Consider the following 20,183-nt stretch of genomic DNA (forward strand, 5'->3'; position numbering starts at 1 on the left):
TGGCTGCGTGTCAGCGCTCTCCTTCAGACAAATCGACGGACGAGCCGCTGCCACCGTGATCGCCTGAGCGGACCGCGTGGCCGGCTGCCGATGCACCGTGCCGAATAGTCTCGGCACGCTTCATGCGCCGCACCCAATCGGGTTGCCCTTCGGCTGAAGTGCTCGCGGCCTGCGCGCCGGCTTCCCCACCTCCGCCGAGGGCAGCAGCTGCGCGACGTAACGGGCTCATGGCGGCGGAAGCGCCCGCCTCCGCGACGCCGGCAAGGCCGCCACCTCGATAGGCGGCTGACGCTCCGCTTATGACAGCGCCGCCTCCGCGCGCGGCGCCCGCAATCGCGCCGCCAGCAAGGCCAGCGCCACCGGCAGCAACACCTGCGCCTGCCGCAACAACGCCGCCGGCAGCAAGGCCTGTTCCAACCGCGGCACCCGCACCGAGTTGGGGTCCGCCCGACACCAGGCCGTTTGCGATACCCGGACCGAAGATACCGAGGCCCAGCAACGAGAGCGCAGCAAGCACCAGTGTCATCGCGTCTTCTATGGTTGGCTGATTGCCACCGAAGCCAGCGGTGAATTGCGAGAACAGGGTCGATCCAATGCCGACGATGACGGCCAGGACTAGGACCTTAATCCCTGAAGATATGACGTTGCCCAAGATCCGTTCCGCGGCAAAGGCGGTCTTGCCAAACAAGCCAAATGGAATGAGCACAAAGCCGGCCAGCGTAGTGAGCTTGAACTCGATCAGGGTGATAAAGAGCTGGATCGCCAGAATGAAAAAGGCGAGCAACACCACGACCCAGGCGAACAGGAGAACGACGATCTGCACGAAATTCTCGAAGAAACTGATGTAGCCCATCAGGTAGGAGATCGAATCGAGCAGCGGTCGGCCGGCCTCGAGTCCGACCTGAGCGATCTTTCCCGGTCTAAGGAAGTCGGATGCGGACAGGCTTGTGCCGGATGCTTTCAGCCCAAGGCTGGCAAAGCTCTCGAAGATGATACGCGCCAGGCTGTTCCAGTTGCCGATGAGGTAGGCAAAGACCCCCACGAAGAGCGTCTTCTTGACGAGGCGCGCGATGACGTCCTCGTCCGTTCCCCAACTCCAGAACAACGCGGCGAGCGTGATGTCGATCGCGGCAAGGGTCGTTGCGAGATATCCGACATCACTCCCCAGCAGCCCGAAGCCATTGTCGATATAACGCGTGAACGTTTCCAGGAACTGGTCAATGATCCCCGTACCAGTCATGGCTTGTTCGCCTCGGGTGTCGCCGGGTTCGGATATCCCTGCGGGATCCGGCTTTGATCCTTTTGGGCAGGTATCGAGCTGGTTGAGTCATCGTCGCCGGGAGCTACAACGCCATCTTTCCTGCCAAGGAAGCGGCGCCGGTTTTCAGCCCAAATCTGCTGGCAGTGGCGATAGCCTGCCGTCTCCTGCGGAGTGACGCCGCGGCAACGTACGAGGTCGGCGTTGGCTGCATCGGTCTCCTGCTCCGCCTTCGGCGCCGACCCAAATTCGTCGCGGCCACGCAACTGAATGGTGCAGGCCGCGACGGCGACGAGGCCGATTGTCGTAAGCAGCGACAGCGCCTTGAATGCCCTTACATCAGTCATCAGTGGAACATCTGCACATTGGAGGATTGATAGCCCTGTCCTGGCGTCAGGAAGCGCCTGAGCTGCTCTCGCCCCTGATCCTGAGCCGAAGCGCGCTGAGCCGCTTCGAGGCTCTGCGCCCTGCCCTGCGCCGCCGCGGCCGCTGTGAGATCGGCAAGTTGCTGCGCTTGAAGCGCGAGGATCTGGTTGCCGGCCTGAGTTGCCTGCAAGGCGCCACTGGCACTCTGGCTCGAGGTTACAAGGGCAGACGTCTGGATGCGATTGTTGTCGAGGTTGCCAACGATGCCGGCCTGGACACGAAGTGCGTCTTGCGTCGCTGCATAGGAATTCTGCCATCGCGATTGAGCGTTGGAGATCAGCAACTGGTTCGACTGGCTGCTGGTCGCTGGCGCATAGCTTGTCGAGAAGGCATGATCGATCTGCTGCACGTCGAAGGCAATGCGCTGGGCCTGGGCCAGTAATTGCTGGGTGCGCTGGATCGATGATTCCAGTTGCTGCAGCGACGAATACGGCAGGTTTGTCAGATTCCTCGCCTGATTGATCAGCATCTGTGCCTCGTTCTGCAACGAGGTGATCTGATTATTGATCTGCTGGAGTTCCCGCGCGGCCGTCAGGACATTCTGGACGTAGTTGGTGGGATCGAAGACGATCAGCGCCCGTGCGGGCACCGTGACGCCAAGCAACAGCGCGAAGGCGGCCGTGGTCGCCAATAGGCCAAGAGGTCTCATAGCGATTTCTCCAGATTGCCGAGATTGGGGATCAGATCTGTCGCCCAGGCGACGCCGCGGTGCTGGAGCCAGGCAGGCACGAAGCCGCCGGGTCCATGTTCGGCGATGAGTTGCGAGATAGCGGCCTGGTCTGTCTTGGAAGAGGCTGCGGTGAATGCGAGCGCAACCTCGCCAAGGCCAAGTTCGAACATCCGGTTGCCGCGACGAGACTGGCAATAGTAGTCGCGCTTTGGCGTTGCCCGGCTCAGAAGCTCGATCTGGCGGTCATTGAGGCCGAAGCGGCGGTAGATGGCGGTGATCTGCGGTTCGATCGCCCGTTCGTTTGGCAGCAACAATCGCGTTGGGCAGCTTTCGATGATCGCCGGCGCAATCGCGGAACCATCAATGTCCGAAAGCGACTGAGTGGCGAAGATGACGGACGCGTTCTTCTTCCGAAGCGTCTTCAGCCATTCCCGGAGTTGCCCCGCAAAATCATCGTCATCGAGGGCAAGCCAACCCTCGTCGACAATCAGGAGTGTCGGCCGGCCATCGAGACGATCACCAATACGATGGAAGAGGTACGCCAGCACGGCCGGCGCCGCACTCGTTCCGATCAAGCCTTCGGTCTCAAACGCCTGGACCGAGGCCTCGCCAAGGCGCTCGAATTCAGCATCGAGCAGACGCCCGGAAGGGCCGCCCAGGCAGTACGGTTGCAAGGCGCGTTTCAGGGAGTTCGATTGCAGCAGGACTGACAGGCCCGTCAGGGTGCGCTCCTGCCTGGGCGCCGAAGCGAGTGACGTCAGCGCCGACCACAAGTGATCCTTGACCTCCGGAGTGATCTCGATCTTTTCCCGCGCCAGGATCGCGCCGATCCACTCGGTGGCCCATCCCCGCTCGGAAGGATCGTCGATCCAGGCTAGCGGCTGCAGGGCGACGGGGTTTTCGTCCCCGTCCGACAAGGCACCACCTAAATCGTGCCAGTCGCCACCCATGGCGAGTGCGGCCGCCCGGATCGAACCACCGAAATCGAACGCGAACACCTGAGAGTTCGGATAGCGGCGGAATTGCAGCGCCATCAGAGCCAGCAACACGGATTTACCGGCGCCAGTCGGGCCAACCACGAGGGTATGGCCGACGTCGCCGACGTGGAGCGAGAAACGGAACGGCGTTGAGCCCTCGGTCTTGCCGAATAGAAGCGGCGGGCCTTTGAAATGCAGGTCCCTCGCCTCGCCGGCCCACACGGCCGACATAGGAATCATATGGGCGAGGTTGAGGGTCGATACCGGTGGCTGCCGCACATTCGCATAGACATGCCCCGGCAGGCTGCCGAGCCAGGCCTCGACGGCGTTCACCGTCTCGATCATGCAGGTGAAATCGTGGCCCTGTATGACCTTCTCGACCAGCCTCAGCTTTTCATCGGCGGCATTGGGATCGCGGTCCCAGACGGTAATGGTCGCCGTGACAAAGGCTTGTCCGATCTGATCCGAACCCAATTCCTGCAACGCCGCGTCGGCATCAACCGCCTTGTTGTGGGCGTCGGTATCGAGCAGCGTCGACGCCTCGTTCGTCATGACCTCCTTGAGGATGGCGCCGATGGACTTTCGCTTGGCAAACCACTGCCGCCGAATCTTGGTCAGCAGCTTGGTGGCGTCGGTCTTGTCGAGCATGATCGCCCGGGTCGACCAACGATAAGAGAATGGCAGGCGATTCAGGTCGTCCAGGATCCCCGGGGTCGTGGCGCTCGGAAAGCCAACAATCGTCAGGACCCGAAGATTGGCTGAACCCAACATCGGCTCGAGCCCGCCAGTCAGCGGCTGGTCGGCCAATAGCGCATCGATGTACATCGGAATTTCTGGCATCCGAACGCGATGACGCTTGGTCGAAATCGTCGAGTGCAGGTAGGTCAGCGTATCCGGATCATCGAGCCAGGCGCATTCGGGCATGAATCCTTCAACGAGTTGAAGCACGCGATTGGTTTGATCTACAAACCCGCGCAGCACTTCCCGGGCATCTGCTCCAACGGTGCGGTCGCGACCTTCATAGAGCAATCGCTCCGCCTTAGCTGCTCCCTCCTCCGGCGGCAGATAGAGGAAAGTTAGGAAATAGCTGGACTCATAGTGAGCTCCGGCCTCTTCGAACTGGGCCCTGCGCTCGGCGTCAACCAGTGCGGATGCGACATCCGGAAATGTGCCCGGAGGATAGGCCCCAGCAAAATGACGCTGCGCCTCGACGAAGACGGCCCAGCCTGATCCCAAGCGACGCAAGGCGTTATTCAAGCGACCCACGACGGCGACGAGTTCAGCCGGCACTGCGCTATCGAGGTCAGGCCCCCTGAACTTTGCCGTCCGCTGGAACGAGCCGTCCTTGTTCAGGATGATACCCTCGTCGACGAGAGTTGCCCAGGGCAGGAAGTCGGCGAGACGCACGCTGGAATGGCGATATTCGGCAAGGTTCATCATGACTGAGGGCTCAGGTGTTGAGATGTGCGGGAATGCGCAGATGCCGGCGCACGACGTCGACAAAGGCAGGATCGCGCCTCGCAGCCCAGACGGCGGCCATGTGACCGATGAACCAGAGGACAAGACCCGCAATCCAGAGCCGCAATCCCAGCCCAAGCGCTGCCGCAAGTGTACCGTTGATGATCGCAACGGACCGCGGCGCGCCGCCCATCAGGATCGGCTCAGTGAGCGCCCGGTGAACGGGCACGACAAAGCCAGCCACCTGATCATCCATCAGATCACCACGCCGCCGCCGAAGGAGAAGAACGACAGGAAGAAGCTCGAAGCGGCAAACGCGATCGACAGACCGAACACGATCTGGATCAGCCTGCGGAAACCACCTGAGGAGTCCCCGAAGGCCAGCGTGAGCCCGGTCACCACGATGATGATGACGGCGATGATCTTGGCGACCGGCCCTTCCACCGACTGCAAGATCTGATTGAGTGGCTGTTCCCACGGCATGTTCGAGCCAGCCGCCCACGCCGGCTGGGCTGCCCCAAGCACCGCGCCGAAGGCGGCGAATGATGCACCTCGAAGAAAGCCAAACTTCTTATTCATGTCAGTCTCCTGCTGATGAAAGGCTGTAGTCGCCGCTCACACCGAGCCCTAAGACAGTGGCGAGCTCAGCAAGGCGGCGGTCTGCGCCGCGGCCTGCAAGGACGGCGACGAGGTTGATGGTTTCGGCAATCAGGGCGCGCGGAACCGTGATGACGGCTTCCTGGATGAGTTGCTCGAGCCGCCGCAGCGCACCGAGTGCGGTACCCGCATGAATGGTCCCAATGCCGCCTGGATGCCCGGTCCCCCAAGCTTTGAGGAGATCGAGCGCCTCGGCACCTCGGACCTCGCCAATGGGAATGCGATCAGGCCGTAGGCGCAGCGAAGACCGAACGAGGTCCGACAGCGTGGCCACGCCATCTTTTGTTCGAAGCGCGACAAGGTTGGGTGCTTTGCACTGGAGTTCGCGCGTATCTTCGATCAGCACGACCCGATCAGCAGTTTTCGCCACCTCGGCCAGTAGTGCATTCGTCAAGGTTGTCTTGCCGGTCGATGTCCCACCGGCGACGAGGATATTCTTGCGTGCGGCGACTGCGCTCTTGAGGATCGTGGCCTGCTCTGAGGTCATGATCTCCCTGGCGACGTAGTCGTCGAGCGTAAACACGGCGACGGCCGGTTTGCGGATAGCAAAGGCCGGTGCTGCAACGACCGGCGGCAAGAGACCTTCGAAGCGCTCACCACTCCCTGGCAGTTCGGCCGAAACCCGTGGCGCGCCGGCATGCACCTCGGCGCCTACGTGATGCGCAACCAGGCGAACGATGCGCTCGCCATCCGCGGCCGACAGAGTTTCGCCTGTGTCGATCAGGCCATTCGACAACCGGTCGATCCACAGCCGCCCATCTGGGTTGAGCATTACCTCGATGATCGCTTCGTCTTCGAGGTAGCCAGCGATCGCCGCGCCCAGCGCGCTGCGCAGCATTCGCGCACCGCGCGAACTCGCTTCCGATTGAATGGAATGGATTACCACCGTTCGCCCCCACCGAATGAGGACTCCAACGAGCGTCCTCATATGGGGATGATTAGAAAAGGCACCGATGGACCTAGCGCAATAAGCGACTTCAGTGATCGTAGACTAGCGTAGAAAAAGAAAGACCGAGAACTGATGCTTGTGGTCTGCTCAATCGTATCGTGCTCGGCGATCTACCGCTCACCACTCCGCATTGTCATCCGCGGGCACCAGTATTACCGAGTTCTCATACACGCCGAGGGGTTCGAGAGCGTTGGAGTCACTTGCCGGCTTGAAGAAGAGGATTGAACTCATCCACGAGGCCATGGATTGGCACCAAGGCAGCGCGAACCAGACCAACGCCGCGATTTGCAGTACTATATTGAGACCAAACGCGACTTGATAGGCTTGGACTGGCCTATGCCCATCATTTGCGGACCATTGCTCCAGGATAAGACCTGTCGAGTATTGCGCCAGAAATGCCCAACCGAAGTGCAAAACGTTCAAGGCACCATTGGCACGGCCGGCAAGCTCCGGCGGGAAGTAATCCGCTATCACCGCGAAGCTGACCACTGTCGCCGTTCCGACAATTGCGACAATAGACCAAGGAAAGATGGACGGCAAAGACGCTCGCAGGATCAGTGATAACTCAGCCGCGATGAACAGCACCGCAACCATCGCTAACACCGCCTCCGCCCCGATGCCTCTCCGCTTGATGGAATGGACGGTCGTACCGAATAACCAGGCGCCAGCGCTCAATACGATGGACATCATAAAAAGCTGTTTGACGAGACTTGCGCGATCAAGCCCCTCCACGTCGGTCAGCCACGGCGATGCCCACAATCCCTGCAGAGACCAGGCCGAACCAACGCATGTCGCCGACAACGGGGCAACGCGCCAGAAGCGCCGATCGCCGAAAACGGAGCCGAGGGTGGCATGCGCTGTTGATGGGACAACGATTCGTTCAGGCACCACGACATAGATGAGAATGGCAGTCGCACCGGTGGCGGCCGCCAGGATCTCAAAGAGCTGCCGCCAGCCCATCCAAGCGAGCAGGTGTTCGACGGGAGTCGTAGCGGTCACCGCTCCTAGCGAGCCCAGCATGACCATGTAGCCGTTCAGCAAGGCAACTCGCTCCTTCGGGAACCAAAGGATGATGGACTTCAATCCAGCGGTCAGTGCAGCCGCCACGCCAAGCCCGATCATTGCACGCGCGATCAGAAGTGACGAAGCTGGTCGATACCGCGAATAGCCCAGCGCCCGTTGCTGCGAGTAAGAGCAGAACACTTTGGACGCGCCGCGGACCAAATCGGTCCAACAATATGCCGACGGGGATCTGAGCCGCCGCGAACACAAAGAAATAGACTGACGTAAGCAACCCGAGGTCGGCAGTCCCAAGCCCGGTGTCCGAGCTGAGCTGACTGGCGATCAAAGCGTTGATCGTTCGAAACAGGTACGAAAGATAGTATCCAGCAGCAAAAGGGAGAAAAACGCGAGCAATTCCACACCATCCTTTTGAGATTTGCATGCCGGCCCCTCTCGCTGTCAACTCTTTCGAGCCGATAGCGCGTCCAGCTTTTTGCCAGTCCGGCTAAATCATTGCCGTCGTGGGTTGGCGTAGAAAAAGAAGGTCAGGCGCGATAGCGCATCCAGGACGTTCGGTCAGGACTCGTCGGCCGGTTCCTGACGGCGGATATCTTCCGGAATTTCGTGCAGAAAGCTTTGCCCCTTCTGCAAGCGGCGCCCCAGCGCCTCGACAAATCCTTCAAAGCGCTCCCTGCCCTTTATCTGCGCGGCCGCCTGTGCATCGTTGGGCAACGGGGGTGTAATCGTCAGCCAGAAACGAATGAAGAGGGCCAAAGTCTCGGCCGTCAAGCCAACGTCGCGCTCCAGCCTTTGGATCTGACGCGACAGCCGATCCAGGCGACGGGTAAACGCTGCCTCCCGCCTGTCCGCTGCATCCGGTGACAGAAACGAAGCGACAGCTGCTTCTACGATCGCAGACCGGGAAAGCTTCTGGCGATCGGCTAGATCCGAGATCTGCTTCAGAAGCTCTGGCGGGAAATAGACGTTCATCCGGTCGCGCATGATGTCTTAGAGCTCCATGCCGTCATTCGGATCCATGGCGACCTGACGGGCGACGCCACGCATCTGCTGACGCATCAGCTTGGACTGACGGACCGCATCCTCGTCATCGTCGAGAACAGCAGCAAATTCCTCGGCTGGCGTCGGCTCGGTTGTTTCCTTGACGATCGCGACGTGATCGGGGAGTTCGGGCTCACGACGGAGCCCGCTATTCGCTGTGTCTTCCTCGGCCTCCGTGGCTCTTTCAGTTGGACCTGCCGTCGGTTTCAACGGTCCGAGCGCTGACCATCCGTCCGTTCGCGGCGATCGGCCGGCGCTCGCCGGATCGGGCGGTGACAAAACCCGCTCGGTGAACCGGCGATCCTCGTAGTAGCGGACCTTCTTCGCCCTGATCGGCGCCGTCCCTGCCACCATAACGATCTCGTCTATCGGCGGAAGCTGCATGACCTCGCCCGGGGTCAAGAGCGGCCTTGCCGTCTCCTGGCGCGAGACCATGAGGTGACCCAGCCAGGGATTCAACCTGTGACCGGCATAGTTCTTCATCGCCCTCATCTCGGTCGCCGTGCCCAGCGCGTCGGACACCCGCTTGGCGGTCCGCTCATCGTTGGTCGCGAAGCTGACGCGGACGTGACAATTGTCGAGAATGGCGTTGTTAGGCCCGTATGCCTTTTCGATCTGATTGAGAGACTGCGCGATCAAGAAACTTTTGATGCCGTACCCGGCCATGAAGGCGAGCGCGGACTCGAAGAAGTCAAGCCGCCCGAGCGCCGGGAACTCGTCAAGCATCATCAGGACCCGATGCCGGCGGTCGCGGGCGTGCAAGTCCTCAGTCAGACGTCGGCCAATCTGGTTCAGCACCAGACGAATCAGCGGCTTGGTCCGTGAGATATCCGATGGCGGCACCACGAGATACAGCGTCGTAGGGCGGCTATCTGCGATCAGATCGGCGATCCGCCAGTGGCAACGGCGGGTCACCTGGGCCACCACGGGATCGCGATAAAGTCCGAGGAACGACATCGCGGTGGACAGGACGCCAGAGCGTTCATTCTCGGACTTGTTGAGGAGTTCGCGCGCGGTAGATGCGACCACGGGATGCGCACCCGGCTCGCCAAGGTGCGGCGTGGTCATCATCGCCTTCAGCGTTGCCTCGATCGGCCGCTTCGGGTCGGACAGAAAGGCGGCGACGCCAGCCAAGGTCTTGTCCGCCTCAGCATAGAGGACATGGAGGATGGCGCCGACCAGGAGCGAATGACTGGTCTTCTCCCAATGGTTCCGCTTGTCGAGCGAGCCTTCGGGGTCGACCAGGACGTCAGCCACGTTCTGGACGTCGCGAACCTCCCATTCCCCGCGCCGGACCTCCAGCAGCGGATTGTAGGCTGATGATTTTGGATTGGTGGGATCGAACAACAGGACGCGGCCATGCAGCGCGCGGAAGCCGGCGGTCAGTTGCCAGTTCTCGCCCTTGATGTCGTGAACGATGGCCGAGCCTGGCCAAGCCAGCAGGGAGGGGACGACAAGCCCGACGCCTTTGCCGGACCGGGTGGGCGCGAAACACAACACATGTTCCGGTCCATCATGGCGGAGGTAGTCGCGGTCGAGCTTGCCCAGCACCACACCATCCGGACCAAGAAGTCCCGCCGCTCGAACCTCCTCCAGACCAGCCCAGCGCGCCGAACCATAGGTCTCGACATTCTTGGCCTCGCGTGCCCGCCAGACCGACATGCCGATTGCCACCGCGATCGACACGAAGGTCCCCGACGCTGCGATGAAGGCACCCTCGACGAAGACCTGTGGCGCATAGGCGTCGTAGACGAACCACCACCAGAAGAAGACGGGCGGATAGTAGACCTTGAAGCCCGATAGTTCGAACCAGGGCCGCCCAAGCTCAGGTTGCCAGGCGAGCCGCCAAGCCGTCCACTCGGTTGCTCCCCAGATGGCCAGCAAGACGATCAGGCCGACAACGATCACCTGCCCCCAGAGTATTTTGGTTCCGGACATTCCGAGCGTCCTTCCGCAACTGAATTGGAGAGATTGCTAGAGGCCGAGGTCGCGCTTGCGACCAAAACCCCATTCGATGCCGCCGCCGTCCTTCACGACGCCGGTGACGTGTTGACCGAGTTTCTGTTCGAGCTCGCGCGACCAGGGCACGAGCTGGAAGCCAAGCCCACTATCGATCATGGCGAAGCGTCCCGAGGCGAGCGTCAGTCGCTGACGATACGTGCCCGCCACATGCTCCCCGGAGGCGGCGTCCACATGAAACAAGCCGGTGTGGGCCGATACCTTTGATGCCACCTCATCCAGTTCACGCCGGCGCAACGTGTTCAGGAGGTCGCGCTGCAGGATGATGCGTTGGCCCTGCCGTCGTGCCAGACCCTTCTGGATCAGATGCTCGGTACGAGCTTCCATGGCGTTGCGGGTCTCGCGACCGAATCCGCCCATGGCGAGCGGCAAAGTTTCGCGCTCGACCAGCCTGTGGTCGAGCCAAGTCGCCCCTTTTGCAGTAATCTGCTCGCCGAGATCGAGATCGGAACGGGTCGCGAGCACCAACGTGGGGCGCGGATCGCCGGCTTGACCGAAGCGTCGGACTTCGACGATTCCGCCGATCGGCGGCGCGTGTTCGAAGGCTTCGAGCCCTCGAAAGCGCACGTGGTGCGCGCGTCCGTCTGCTCCGTCGATCACGGCGTAGGCCTCGCCAGTCAGTTCGTCATGCAATCCCCGGTCGACCAGCCGTCCGACAATCTGGGACGTCGGCTGTCCACTTTCGATGACGAAGTCGGCAACGCCGCGCGCTTCCCCACGCTCGGTAAAGGCGCTGTGCATGGTCTTGATGATGTCGCCGCGCATACCGAGGTCGCGCAAGCTACGCTCGGCCTCGAGCCCTACCATCCATTCCCCTGGCGCAGCGGACGCGGCAAGGCCCACCTTCTCCAGGTGTTGAAGGCGACCGACCATCAGCCGCCGGATCTCGGGATCAAACTTGCCGGGATTATCGGGACGTAGATCGATGTAGCCGGTCTCGTCTGCCTCCAGCCGGATCTCTCGATCGAGCCGCGTCCATCGTTCTGCCGTGACTTCCCTCTCCAGCGAATTGCGGATGTTGTGCTCCGGCTTTGGACCGAGTTCAATGGCCACCAGTTCCTCAGCACGTGAGCGCAGGCCCTGGCTGATGTAGTCGCGGGAGATCACGAGATCCGACCCTTCCTCATCTACGCCCCGCACGAGAAGGTGGACGTGAGGGTTGTCGGTATTCCAATGATCGACAGCCACCCAATCGAGCCGCGTGCCGAGATCGGTCTCCATCTGCCTGGCGAGGTCGCGGGTGAAGGCCCTCAGGTCGGTCATGTCGCCGGCATCCTCGGGCGAGACGATGAACCTGAAATGATGCCGGTCGTCGTTGCACCGTTCCGCGAAAGCTGCGCTATCGGCGCGTTCGCTGCCGGCATCGAACATCTCGGCCCGCTCACCACTCCGGCTCACACCGTCGCGCTTCAGATACGAGAGATGGGCCGTCAATGGCGCTGAGCGGAACGCCCGCCCTTTGTGACGAACCACGCGCGCCTTCACCACAACGCGCCGCGTCGGACTGAACAATCTGGTGCGGCTAAACGACAGCCGGCCGCGGCCAAACGTCGAGCGCCCGTAGGCCGCCGAACGCCTGCCAACCGCAGACTGACTAGAGGTGTGCCCGGCCCTCTTCGCGGCGCGCAGCACCTGGTTGATGAAACTCTTCTGGTTAGGTGCGCGGGTGCCGCGAATGCGCCCGGGCCGAATACGTAGATCGCTGTCGCCCACGCTCACGGCAGGCCCTCCCAACGATCAAAAGCGGGCACGGTGCCGAAAACGCCTTTGACTGCATTCGTCAAAAAGCAGGGCGCGGCACGCGCCCCGACCGACCGGCACGCCAGAACCCAAGCCATGCCAATGGCTTGCGGTTCGACCGGCGAGCCCCTTTTATCTCGCCGTTCTGCCGTCGTGCTCTCCCAGTCGCCGGATCCCGACAGAGCCGCCGCGAGTTGGCAGCCAACTCGCGAAGCCCCCGCTGCTTCCGAGCGCTTGCGATAGCGATCGTTACCCGAAGGGCCGAGACACCCGCAGGGTGGCTCGGTGAGGAGCGAAGCGACGAGTAGAGCGCGGGCCGAAGGCATCGCCCATACGCCATCAGCTTGCGAACCCGTACACTTGGTCATTGCGATGCTCCCGAATCCAATCGAGGGACGAACATGCCAATTGGCCGGGGGACCATGGGCGAAACATCGGCCGCCGAGATCGCTGTCGTGACGCCGCTCGACGGCATGAGTGCCGGTAACCGAACGCGCGTTTTCATGAGATCGGATCGCGTGACGAATAGCGTCGCAGCTGCTGATGACTGTCCGCTGGACGTCCATCTCGGCGGCAGTTCGATGGCAAGCAGATTTGCAAGCTTTGCGACGTATGCTCGCGTCTCGTCCGGCAGAGGGCCGCCTGCCAGATGCTCTTCATAGCGGGATGGTCCCGCGTTGTACGCGGCAAACACGCCGGGCGAGCCATACCGATCGAGCAGTTCGCGCAGATAGGCCGTGCCAGCCAGAATGTTGTCGTGCGGGTCGTAGGGATCGTTCCCGAGATTGTAGCGCTCGCGAAGTTCCGCCCAAGTCGCCGGCATGATTTGCATTAGGCCCATTGCGCCGTTTGCCGATCTGGCGTGCACGTCACCAGCACTCTCGATGCGTTGGACTGATCGGATCCAGTTCGGCGCAATCGCAAATCGTTGTGAGGCTTCATTAATGAAGCCGGCAAATGAAGGGGCGGTCTGACTGATCGCCGGCTCGGCGGTTGATCCGCTCTGGGCCAAAGCAGCACTGTCGAACGCGGTCAGAAGAAGCATCAGGGGCACGACAGCACAAATGCGCGTGCCCAACCGACCCAAGCACGCGGTTGGGCTCGCGCCAGCCTTGCAGACATCGATCGAGACGGAGGAATTATCTCGCAATCGATCGAACAAGGGAATGGCGAGGAGAACACGTCGAATACGCACGATCACTCCTCCCACATCCACACCGGCTTCGCACGGCCGATCACGCTGGATGCCGGAAGAAATCCAAAATACCGGCCATCAAGAGAATCGTCCGACTGCCAGTTCATCAGAAACAGCTCGCCGTCGCCGACGACGCGGCAGCCCTGCCATTTCGGCAGAGGCCTGCCTCGTCTGTCGTGATCCTTCGCCTCGCCCACGGCGACGTCGTCGACCGAAATCGTGAGGCCGCGTCTGCAGACCGTCTGCCCGGGGAGTGCCAAGACCCGCTTGAGCATGGGAACGCCGACCGGCAGATAGCCGTTCAAATCGAGAAAGGTCGCAAGCGGCTCCGGGGGCTGAACGGCGACAAGCTCGGTGACATGGAAGTGCTTCGCCGGTCGTAAGCCGTAGAGACCGATTGGCACGCTCACCGATGCATTCCAAATGTAGAGCGGAAGCGGCTCCAGGACGATTGTCGTGACGAGTGCAGCAGCAGTTCCAAACGTCGCGATGAGTATCTTCAGGGAGCCATTCATCGCATCACCCTTTGGCGATGGAGCCAGGCCTGATGGCGCGCTTTCGTGTAAGAGCGCGGGTTTTCATTGACCGACAGACGGTTGTGAACGTGATGCCAGTGATCAGGAGCGACATCAGCCGGATCAATGCCGAGGGCCTCAACGGCGTCGACCATCTGCAGCACCCGTTCGACCTTCGGCCAACCGGAGAGCCGCAGCAAAATCTCTCCGCCGGGTGTCACATAAGGGACGGTCGAGCAGCGCTGTCCCGGAGCGACCGCGCGCAAGATGTCGATGCGCGAAATAATCGTCCCAAAGTCGTTCGAGGTCCAACGGACGAAGGCAAAGATGCTGCCCGGCGCAAATGACAGGACGCGCCGATGGCCATCAAGCTTGCGTTCCTTGACGACACGACCGAACCGAATGCGGTTTTCGATGCGCTTCTCGAGCCACAACACTTCCACTTCCGTGAGATCGCTCATGCGGTGGCTCCCTGACGCTGGAGCTGGCAGCCGTGAGCTTGGGGCTCCGTGGAGAGCGTGTGTGGCCCGCAAAGGCAGGCTGGACTGTCGGACCGCCGTTGCCGAGCGCCGCCAACATGGCTTTCGGCCTGCTCCGTTAGAAGAAATCCGAAGGATTTCCGGTTAGTAAAGTTAGAGCGGCGGGAAAGCGCGGAGAAACAAGCTCTTAAGCTCGATTTCGGTCCCCGATAGCACGAGGATCGGGTCCCCGATAGCACGAGGGTTGCGGTCCCCGATAGCACGAGCTGATTCACAGGTTGTCCTCCGAATTTGGAATGAGACCGCGGCGGCGCAAGCGTGCCGTTGAGGGATCAACAGGTTGAGGGGCGAAGTTCAGTCGCTCGCTGCCGTTCCGGTCGCGCGTGAGCACGAGCTGATAGCCGGGCAACGTCTGGCGCTGGACGATTTGGCGTACGTCGTAAGCAAAGTGCTTGAGCGGCGAGATGATGCCGGACTTGGCATGGAGGTGCACAAGGTCAAAACTCCAGCCGCCGTCCTGGCGCCCACCATGCTTGCGCACGAGTCGGTAGAGCCACCGCTCAAGTCCGCCCGTCAGCTCGAAATAGGCGCGATCGATCGTCAGCACGAGCGCGTCATCGATAACGCCAGCGTAGAACCAATCCGGCAGGATCAGTTCGATCCCAAATGGACGACCATTTGCATCGGCCGTCTCCTTCCACTCGTTGATCCAGGAGAAGCGATGCCGCCGTCGTTCTGTCGGCTGTCGGATCGATGTCATCACGGTCGTCGACTGAAGTCTGTCGAGACCCGCCTTCAGCCGGTCATAGTCGCGCGCGCTGGTGCCGCGGCCGACAAACGTCAAAATCTCATAAGGCGTTGCAGCCATCAGACGCGACGTCTTCAGACCTGCGTCACGGGCTTCGACGATCTGGGACGCGGCCCAGATCAGAACGTCTGCATCCCAGATGGTCGCCATGCCGTGTTCCGGCACGGCTTCGACACGAATTGCGATCGCACCGGCACGGAAATCGATCGGCACAATCCGCTTGGTCTTTGCGAGCGAGAAGAACGGATACGCCATCAGATCCTGCGCGTCGCGGGGCGCAAGATCGCCGGGTAACGCCCGAAAGAGCTCAAGCTGATCGCGTTCGGAATGGTGTTTGCGCCGCATGGTCACTGCTCTCACGCGGCAATCAGCGACGTTCCTGGCCCGCATACGGGCGCAGCGCGGGATGCTTCTTCGCCGGCAGCACCGTTCCGTTGCCGGGGTCGGACGTCGACGTCTTGGTACCCCGGTCGGCCCACGCTTTCAGGTCATCTACGGCGTAGACAACACGTCCGCCGATCTTCCGATACGTCGGTCCAGTACCGTACGTGCGATGTTTCTCCAGCGTGCGGCCGGACAGGCCAAGATAACGCGCGGCCTCCGGTGTACGCAGGAATCGCGGTGGTAGACCGGCCATCGGATCGGGCATTTGAGGACTCCAGGAGGACATCGCACTACGCTTGGCTAGGCCGGCGTGTGTGCGGTCATCATGGAGGAGCAATATCTCGGAGGGGGATGCCGAATATGGAGGAGTCGATTTTCGATACCCCTCAGCGACGGACTACCCGTCCTTGCGCCCGGGCCGCAGAAGTTTGCGGTAACCCCCGCGCATCAACGCGACGCCGCCTTGCACTAGGCGGATCGTTCGATTGCGCAGATCATGCGTCTTCCAGGCACGATCGGGGATTCGCTTTTTGCCGAAGAGCGCTTCGGCGATAACGCGATAGCTGCTGCCGCCGCTGCGAGCATCGAGCGCGCGGATCGCGGCGCTCAGACGTTCGCGCCGCTGTTTAGATAATTGTTGAAAGGCAGGACTTGGCGCGCGTCCATTCATCGCGCGCCACAGCCGGCGGGCTGCATACGCGCGCGCTTCGAAATCGCTGTCAAACGGCAATTCGGCTGAATATGACACGCCAAGTACTGGCGCGTCTTTGGACCAAATGCGGTGGTCCACCGCACCGATGCGCAGCACGGCATGCCAGCCGTCGACAGCGCGGCGCACCTCGCCAGCTGAAAGGTCAAGCAGTGGCTGAGACGGCGCGCTGCCGGCGTCGGCCACTGCAACCGTGACCGGAACGACCGCCGCTAGAACCTCAGGCGCCCAAAAGATCGTCTGCTCGTCAAAGGACCTCTGCGGGTCATGGGCGAAAGCAGAGGCCCCACCTCCTCCTGAATTCGTCTGTCACTTCGCCGTTCGGACTGTTGGCAATCATCACCTCGTACTCACGCCGATAGTCGGCGTTGCGGCGAAGACATTCCCAGGCGATGTCGGTGATTTCGGCGTCTTGTAGGCTCTTGTAGGATTCCGGCGACCGCCAGTCGAATTCAGGCATTGCTTCCGCCCCATTGCACGCAGCTAACAACGATTGCGGCGCAATAGGTATGAACGAGGCGGTTGTAGGAAGCCCCTAGTTTGGCACCACGTGGTGCCCCGGAATGACCACCCGTCAGGAAAAGAAAATAGTTCTGCCTGCAAGTCGTCAGCCGGCGATTTTCTTCTATTTTTGGCCGGTACCGCGCAACAGGCGGCCCTGCTCGGTCACCCATTTGGCGCGGGCAAGATGACTCTGATATGCGCTTCGCGCTCGGTCCGGCTCCCGTACCGGATCGATATGCAGCACGATTCGAGCGACTTCCATCCAGTCAGCCCCTTCCCTTTCGGCCTGCAGAAGGCGCATGTACGTCACCACATGCTGCTCATCGTAGGCAGTGAGAATTTGATCTGCCGGTGCAGCATCGGCGACGTCTGGGTCGAGCGGCGGCTTCCTCATAAAACTCCACGCCTTAGAATAGACAATTTCTAACACGCGAGCCGGAAGGAGCAGAAGCGTTAAAGCTGTCGCGGGAGCCGTCCGGAGGGCGTTTTGTCGAGAATACTCCGTGGTGAAATACTCTTCAAGGACATGCCCTCTCGCGTATGGATATACGCGAGATCCTTGCAATCAATTTGCGGAAGCTCCGGCAGGCCCGTGGTTTGTCACAGGAGGAATTGGCTCATCGTGCTGAAATTGACCGCACCTATATCAGCGCACTGGAGCGAAGCGTTTATGCGGCGGGTATCGACGTTGTCGATCGGCTCGCGCGCAGCCTGGGTGTCGAGGCCGCCGACCTGCTCACTCGGCCGCCCGCAAGCGCCAAGAAAAAGACTCGGGGGCAAGCCGAGTGATTGATGTCGAGCCGCTCGATCCGGCGGCCGTTTGCGCGCACTGATGCCTGGAAGGATGAGAAGCCCCGCCCGGCGGACCGGACGGGGCTTGGTGGGGCGCTCTTACTCGCCGGTCTTGCGCGGCCGCGACCAGAGCAGGGTGTAGCCTTCACCGCCTTCGTCGTCGAACAGGTTCGCGTAGATCGGCGCGTTGAACGAGGGGTCATCGAGCTTGAGCGAGAGGTAGTCGCGGCCCTCTTCGGAGCGTTTCGACCAAGCTGCTCCGATCTCGGCTCGGCCCACGTAGATGCGGTGGCTGGGAGCGTTGTCGTTGGATCGGTTGGTCTCGGCGACGATGCGGACGCCCTTGGCCTTCAGGCTCAGGGTCACGATCTCGCCCTGGAATTCGTTACCGACCTTCTTGAAAGAACCGATGTTAGCCATGTCACTTCTCCTGTTGTGTTTCGAGCCCGCGACCACCGCGGCCTCGATGGCGATCTAGGGCCGAGGACGATTGGCGACGCACCCGCTCGGGCCGGAGCGCAGCGGAGGACGTCGTTGTGGCGACTTTCTTGTCTCGCGAGGAATGGGCGAAGCCCAGGGGAAGAAAGTCGCATCAACGGCGTTGCGGCTCAGACGATCGAGGCGAAGCCGGTCTTCGGCCAGATCAAGCCATCAACGAGGCCACGTGCGTCCGCGTGCTGAACCACAATCTTACGGAGAAGCGTGGCTATCTCGGTTTTGATGAACAAGAGGTCGGAACAATTCAGCGCGGAAAGAGAAACAATCTCCTGCAAAAGGCGACATCGTCTCCCAAGAACCGATCGACGTAACATCGCTCTGCCGCAGCTGCGTGGGCCAGACCGAATGCTGGCAAGCTTGATCGAGGGGTTCCGAGGAGGACTGCCTCGCCCGTGCTCAGGTTTCGATCATCCCCGATTCACCCCGCCGATACGCGCACCTGTTCGACGACGAAGGCGGTAAATGGTCACCCTCGGGCCATGCGGCCGTAAGAACTGGTTAGGACGGGTTCTCCACCACCCCGGCCGGCTCGAACGGGCGGGTCTTCGCCAAAACCATCAAGCGCGTCCATGACGTAACGCCAATGCAGATTGCGCCGAGGCAAGCGAAGACCTCACGCCAGGCCAGCGAAGGCACCCCGATGTGGGACACGGCGAACACCACATGATAGCCAGCGACGGCGGCGGGAACAGCGAATGCTGTCGCGATCGCGATGCGCAAGGCCGAGGACCGAGTAACAGCGAAGGCGACTTGGCCGAGGACGAGCGTCAGCGCACCGCTGGCCGTTGCGATAAGCAGGGAGCCAATGAGGCCGGCGCCGCTCTGAAACGCTATCATCCCGATACTCAGGGCGACGAAAAACGGCAGGGCATACACTGCGAGCGCGAAAATCGCCCAGCAGAATAGGCCGATGCCGAGTGTGTTGAGAACAAACCCAATAGCGAGCATGGTGGTGGCTCCGTGTGCATAGATATACCAGTTGCGCCTTCCACCACCCCCACGGCGCAACTCTGGATATGAGACCGAAACGAGGCAGAGTTGCGGCGTGAGCAATTTCGCCTCGAAGACTTCAGTCGAGCAGACGGCGCTCACGCGCCGCCGAACCTCCAGACTGGGATGCCGAGCCGCTTCGCCTTATCGGCGAGGTTGTCCTGAATTCCCGTGCCCGGGAAGTGCATGACGCCGATCGGCAGGAGTTCAAGCATGGCGTCGTTGCGCTTGAACGGCGCTGCCTTGGCATGTTTCGTCCAATCAGGCTTGAAGGCGATCTGAGGCACCTTGCGGATCGTCGCCCATTTGGATGCGATCAGTTCGGCACCCTTCGGGGAGCCGCCATGGAGCAGAACCATGTCGGGATGCTTGGCGTGAACCTTGTCGAGACGGTCCCAGATGAGGTGGTGGTCGTTGAAGTCGAGCCCTCCGGTGAGCGCGATCTTCGGCCCAGCGGGCAGCATGACCTCGGTCTCGGCGCGGCGCTTGGCCGCGATGAAGTCGCGGGAGTCGATCATCGCTGCGGTCAGCGTACGGTGGTTCACCAGCGATCCCGATCGGGGGCGCCAGAATGAGCCGGTGTAAGTCTCGAAGCGCTCTATGGCCTGATCGCGGAAGAGCTCCAGGCAGTTGCGGCGCTCGATCAGTGTGATGCCTTCCGCTGTCATGCGCTCAAGTTCGACTGATCGAACTTCGGAGCCGTCCTGCTCGCGCTGGCTCTTCTGCTGCGCTCGCTCGTTGTCGTCGAGTTGACGTCCGATGCGGTCGACAGCTCGGTGGAACAGGTTGACGGTCGACCAGAGCAGATCGTCGAGGTCCGGTTCAAGCCGAGTGTCGCTCAAACTCGTGACAAGGGCATCGAAGATATCGGCGACGGCGCCGGCGATGATCCTGCCCTCGGGGAGCGGCCGTGGATCAGGCTGATCGTCGAACGGGCGGTAGCCGTAAAGTTGCAGTTCGGTGAGAACGTGATCGGCCGGAGAAGAGGCGTGCGGCGGTTCGATGTCATCGTGGTCGGTCATGGAGGCGATCCTTTGCCGGATCGGCCGCGACCATCGCGGCCTTCGTGGCGATCTCTCAGACGGCAGGCGGAG

General features: G+C 61.5%; 22 protein-coding genes and 1 pseudogene. 1 reads left to right on the forward strand and 22 read right to left on the reverse strand.

Annotated elements, in window-relative coordinates:
- Positions 1-10: 10 nt before the first annotated feature.
- The 19 genes and pseudogenes from trbL to J6525_RS17155 all read right to left on the reverse strand — a co-directional run bounded on the left by trbL (position 11) and on the right by J6525_RS17155 (position 17,203).
- Positions 11-1,240, reverse strand: a complete 1,230-nt coding sequence (gene trbL / locus J6525_RS17065; RefSeq protein ID WP_225645523.1) for a P-type conjugative transfer protein TrbL — start codon at positions 1,238-1,240, stop codon at positions 11-13.
- On the reverse strand, positions 1,237-1,605 hold the full coding sequence (gene trbK-alt / locus J6525_RS17070) for a putative entry exclusion protein TrbK-alt (RefSeq protein ID WP_225645524.1): 369 nt from the start codon (positions 1,603-1,605) through the stop codon (positions 1,237-1,239). Before trbK-alt ends, trbL begins: the two co-directional genes overlap by 4 nt.
- Positions 1,605-2,333, reverse strand: a complete 729-nt coding sequence (trbJ, locus tag J6525_RS17075; protein ID WP_225645525.1) for a P-type conjugative transfer protein TrbJ — start codon at positions 2,331-2,333, stop codon at positions 1,605-1,607. Before trbJ ends, trbK-alt begins: the two co-directional genes overlap by 1 nt.
- The gene (gene trbE, locus J6525_RS17080; RefSeq protein ID WP_225645526.1) at positions 2,330-4,771 is read right to left on the reverse strand and encodes a conjugal transfer protein TrbE; all 2,442 of its coding nucleotides are present in this window, start codon (positions 4,769-4,771) and stop codon (positions 2,330-2,332) included. Before trbE ends, trbJ begins: the two co-directional genes overlap by 4 nt.
- A 10-nt stretch (positions 4,772-4,781) precedes the next feature.
- Positions 4,782-5,045, reverse strand: a complete 264-nt coding sequence (locus tag J6525_RS17085; RefSeq protein WP_225645527.1) for a VirB3 family type IV secretion system protein — start codon at positions 5,043-5,045, stop codon at positions 4,782-4,784.
- On the reverse strand, positions 5,045-5,368 hold the full coding sequence (locus J6525_RS17090) for a TrbC/VirB2 family type IV secretion system protein (protein WP_225645528.1): 324 nt from the start codon (positions 5,366-5,368) through the stop codon (positions 5,045-5,047). Before J6525_RS17090 ends, J6525_RS17085 begins: the two co-directional genes overlap by 1 nt.
- A gap of 1 nt (position 5,369) precedes the next feature.
- Positions 5,370-6,284, reverse strand: a complete 915-nt coding sequence (gene trbB, locus J6525_RS17095; RefSeq protein WP_225645529.1) for a P-type conjugative transfer ATPase TrbB — start codon at positions 6,282-6,284, stop codon at positions 5,370-5,372.
- Positions 6,285-6,512: 228 nt separating this feature from the next.
- Positions 6,513-7,839 (reverse strand): annotated as a pseudogene (locus J6525_RS17100) (MFS transporter).
- Between the two features lie 134 nt (positions 7,840-7,973).
- Entirely contained in the window at positions 7,974-8,399 is a 426-nt protein-coding gene (locus J6525_RS17105) for a ribbon-helix-helix protein, CopG family (protein WP_225645530.1), read from the reverse strand.
- Positions 8,400-8,405: 6 nt separating this feature from the next.
- On the reverse strand, positions 8,406-10,394 hold the full coding sequence (locus J6525_RS17110) for a conjugal transfer protein TraG (protein WP_225645531.1): 1,989 nt from the start codon (positions 10,392-10,394) through the stop codon (positions 8,406-8,408).
- Positions 10,395-10,430: 36 nt separating this feature from the next.
- Positions 10,431-12,194: a relaxase/mobilization nuclease domain-containing protein gene (locus J6525_RS17115; protein ID WP_225645532.1), complete on the reverse strand. Its 1,764-nt coding sequence runs from the start codon at positions 12,192-12,194 to the stop codon at positions 10,431-10,433.
- A gap of 385 nt (positions 12,195-12,579) precedes the next feature.
- Complete coding sequence (locus J6525_RS17120; RefSeq protein WP_225645599.1) at positions 12,580-13,410, reverse strand: lytic transglycosylase domain-containing protein; 831 nt, start codon at positions 13,408-13,410, stop codon at positions 12,580-12,582.
- A gap of 2 nt (positions 13,411-13,412) precedes the next feature.
- Positions 13,413-13,925 carry a S26 family signal peptidase gene (locus tag J6525_RS17125; protein ID WP_225645533.1) on the reverse strand — a complete coding sequence of 171 codons (513 nt, stop codon included), beginning with the start codon at positions 13,923-13,925 and terminating at the stop codon, positions 13,413-13,415.
- Positions 13,922-14,386, reverse strand: coding sequence for a DUF2840 domain-containing protein (locus tag J6525_RS17130; RefSeq protein ID WP_225645534.1), 465 nt, complete (start codon positions 14,384-14,386; stop codon positions 13,922-13,924). Before J6525_RS17130 ends, J6525_RS17125 begins: the two co-directional genes overlap by 4 nt.
- Before the next feature lie 289 nt (positions 14,387-14,675).
- The gene (locus tag J6525_RS17135; RefSeq protein WP_225645600.1) at positions 14,676-15,557 is read right to left on the reverse strand and encodes a replication initiator protein A; all 882 of its coding nucleotides are present in this window, start codon (positions 15,555-15,557) and stop codon (positions 14,676-14,678) included.
- A gap of 22 nt (positions 15,558-15,579) precedes the next feature.
- Positions 15,580-15,861, reverse strand: a complete 282-nt coding sequence (locus J6525_RS17140; protein ID WP_225645535.1) for a helix-turn-helix transcriptional regulator — start codon at positions 15,859-15,861, stop codon at positions 15,580-15,582.
- Positions 15,862-15,993: 132 nt separating this feature from the next.
- On the reverse strand, positions 15,994-16,491 hold the full coding sequence (locus tag J6525_RS17145; protein ID WP_225645536.1) for a DUF2285 domain-containing protein: 498 nt from the start codon (positions 16,489-16,491) through the stop codon (positions 15,994-15,996).
- A 79-nt stretch (positions 16,492-16,570) separates the two neighbouring features.
- Entirely contained in the window at positions 16,571-16,765 is a 195-nt protein-coding gene (locus J6525_RS17150; protein ID WP_130230439.1) for a transcriptional regulator domain-containing protein, read from the reverse strand.
- A gap of 165 nt (positions 16,766-16,930) precedes the next feature.
- Complete coding sequence (locus tag J6525_RS17155) at positions 16,931-17,203, reverse strand: DUF2285 domain-containing protein (protein ID WP_225645537.1); 273 nt, start codon at positions 17,201-17,203, stop codon at positions 16,931-16,933.
- A 146-nt stretch (positions 17,204-17,349) separates the two neighbouring features.
- On the opposite strand from J6525_RS17155, the gene J6525_RS17160 reads away from it, so the two are divergent.
- Entirely contained in the window at positions 17,350-17,598 is a 249-nt protein-coding gene (locus J6525_RS17160; RefSeq protein WP_104462270.1) for a helix-turn-helix domain-containing protein, read from the forward strand.
- 102 nt (positions 17,599-17,700) lie between these two features.
- Here the strand turns inward: J6525_RS17160 and J6525_RS17165 are convergent, their stop codons facing one another.
- From J6525_RS17165 to J6525_RS17175, 3 genes are all read right to left on the reverse strand, one after another.
- Positions 17,701-18,021 (reverse strand): DUF736 domain-containing protein, encoded by a 321-nt coding sequence (locus J6525_RS17165; RefSeq protein ID WP_006018714.1) that lies wholly within the window; start codon positions 18,019-18,021, stop codon positions 17,701-17,703.
- Between the two features lie 576 nt (positions 18,022-18,597).
- Entirely contained in the window at positions 18,598-19,191 is a 594-nt protein-coding gene (locus tag J6525_RS17170; RefSeq protein WP_225645538.1) for a hypothetical protein, read from the reverse strand.
- Positions 19,188-20,111: a DUF2493 domain-containing protein gene (locus J6525_RS17175; RefSeq protein ID WP_225645539.1), complete on the reverse strand. Its 924-nt coding sequence runs from the start codon at positions 20,109-20,111 to the stop codon at positions 19,188-19,190. The genes J6525_RS17170 and J6525_RS17175 overlap by 4 nt, the downstream gene beginning before the upstream one ends.
- Positions 20,112-20,183: the final 72 nt, after the last annotated feature.

Source organism: Bradyrhizobium australafricanum, from assembly GCF_020329495.1.
GTDB classification, from domain to species: Bacteria; Pseudomonadota; Alphaproteobacteria; order Rhizobiales; family Xanthobacteraceae; genus Bradyrhizobium; species Bradyrhizobium australafricanum.

Excerpts from the sequence above, each read along its gene's own strand:
- trbL (WP_225645523.1), bottom strand. The coding sequence starts at position 1,240 with ATGACTGGTACGGGGATCATTGACCAGTTCCTGGAAACGTTCACGCGT.
- trbK-alt (WP_225645524.1), bottom strand. The coding sequence starts at position 1,605 with ATGACTGATGTAAGGGCATTCAAGGCGCTGTCGCTGCTTACGACAATC.
- trbJ (WP_225645525.1), bottom strand. The coding sequence starts at position 2,333 with ATGAGACCTCTTGGCCTATTGGCGACCACGGCCGCCTTCGCGCTGTTG.
- trbE (WP_225645526.1), bottom strand. The coding sequence starts at position 4,771 with ATGATGAACCTTGCCGAATATCGCCATTCCAGCGTGCGTCTCGCCGAC.
- J6525_RS17085 (WP_225645527.1), bottom strand. The coding sequence starts at position 5,045 with ATGGATGATCAGGTGGCTGGCTTTGTCGTGCCCGTTCACCGGGCGCTC.
- J6525_RS17090 (WP_225645528.1), bottom strand. The coding sequence starts at position 5,368 with ATGAATAAGAAGTTTGGCTTTCTTCGAGGTGCATCATTCGCCGCCTTC.
- trbB (WP_225645529.1), bottom strand. The coding sequence starts at position 6,284 with ATGCTGCGCAGCGCGCTGGGCGCGGCGATCGCTGGCTACCTCGAAGAC.
- J6525_RS17105 (WP_225645530.1), bottom strand. The coding sequence starts at position 8,399 with ATGCGCGACCGGATGAACGTCTATTTCCCGCCAGAGCTTCTGAAGCAG.
- J6525_RS17110 (WP_225645531.1), bottom strand. The coding sequence starts at position 10,394 with ATGTCCGGAACCAAAATACTCTGGGGGCAGGTGATCGTTGTCGGCCTG.
- J6525_RS17125 (WP_225645533.1), bottom strand. The coding sequence starts at position 13,925 with ATGAATGGCTCCCTGAAGATACTCATCGCGACGTTTGGAACTGCTGCT.
- J6525_RS17130 (WP_225645534.1), bottom strand. The coding sequence starts at position 14,386 with ATGAGCGATCTCACGGAAGTGGAAGTGTTGTGGCTCGAGAAGCGCATC.
- J6525_RS17135 (WP_225645600.1), bottom strand. The coding sequence starts at position 15,557 with ATGCGGCGCAAACACCATTCCGAACGCGATCAGCTTGAGCTCTTTCGG.
- J6525_RS17140 (WP_225645535.1), bottom strand. The coding sequence starts at position 15,861 with ATGCCCGATCCGATGGCCGGTCTACCACCGCGATTCCTGCGTACACCG.
- J6525_RS17150 (WP_130230439.1), bottom strand. The coding sequence starts at position 16,765 with ATGCCTGAATTCGACTGGCGGTCGCCGGAATCCTACAAGAGCCTACAA.
- J6525_RS17155 (WP_225645537.1), bottom strand. The coding sequence starts at position 17,203 with ATGAGGAAGCCGCCGCTCGACCCAGACGTCGCCGATGCTGCACCGGCA.
- J6525_RS17160 (WP_104462270.1), top strand. The coding sequence starts at position 17,350 with ATGGATATACGCGAGATCCTTGCAATCAATTTGCGGAAGCTCCGGCAG.
- J6525_RS17165 (WP_006018714.1), bottom strand. The coding sequence starts at position 18,021 with ATGGCTAACATCGGTTCTTTCAAGAAGGTCGGTAACGAATTCCAGGGC.
- J6525_RS17175 (WP_225645539.1), bottom strand. The coding sequence starts at position 20,111 with ATGACCGACCACGATGACATCGAACCGCCGCACGCCTCTTCTCCGGCC.